Annotated in this window: 1 protein-coding gene; it reads left to right on the top strand. The window is 54.1% G+C overall.

Annotation, left to right across the window (positions count from 1 at the left end; translation table 11 throughout):
• Window positions 1-800, top strand: an 800-nt coding sequence (locus C1949_RS19240; protein ID WP_104739969.1) for an IS3 family transposase, incomplete at its 5' end; no start/stop codon positions are given.
• Window positions 801-826: the final 26 nt, after the last annotated feature.

The raw sequence follows: 826 nt of genomic DNA, 5'->3' as shown, positions 1-826 counted from the left end.
TTATGTGTCGATGCCTGAAGGTCTCGGCCAGCGGTTATTACGCCTGGGCATCTCGACCTCTGTCCAGCAGGGCTATGGCTAATCAGCATCTGTTGTCGCGAATCAGAGAGATTCATGATGATAGTGGTGGCATGATTGGTTCGCCCCGGATGCATGAAGACCTGGCTGCCGAAGGCACTTCTACGAGCCTGAATCGGGTTGCAAGGCTAATGGCTAAGCACGGTATCCAGGGGTGGCCCCGCAAAAAGCGGGGACGCATGGGACGAGCATCGAGTCGGCCACAGGGTATTCAAAACCATCTACAGCGGAACTTCTCAGCGCTTGAGCCTGATACCAAGTGGGTCACGGATATTACGGAGATCTCCACTCAGGAAGGAAAACTGTATCTATGCGTGGTCCTGGATCTGTTCAGTAAGCTGATTGTGGGCTGGTCCATGCATCACAGACAGGATCGGCAGATGGTAATCAGAGCTGTTCAAATGGCTGTGTGGCAACGCCAGGGCGAAACCCCGGTGATACTGCACTCAGACAGGGGTACGCAGTTCACCAGCGGCGATTACCAGCGTTATCTGGGCAGCAATCGGTTAGTCAGCAGCATGAGTGCCGTTGGCCACTGTGGCGATAACGCCGCCTGTGAGGGCTTCTTTGGGATGCTGAAGCGAGAGCGGGTACATCACCGACGTTACCGTACTCAAGACGAGGCAAGAGCAGACCTATTTGAATACATCGAGCGGTTCCATAATCCTAGGATGCGACGTAGAGTTGCTGCGCAGGATCAAAAGCTCTTAGCTGTTTTATAACCGTCCGTGGAAACGGGGTAGAACCC

This window comes from Halopseudomonas oceani (assembly GCF_002903165.1).
Classification (GTDB): Bacteria; Pseudomonadota; Gammaproteobacteria; order Pseudomonadales; family Pseudomonadaceae; genus Halopseudomonas; species Halopseudomonas oceani.
The sequence above is the reverse complement of the archived record's forward strand: the minus strand, read 5'-3'. Positions and strand labels throughout refer to the sequence as shown.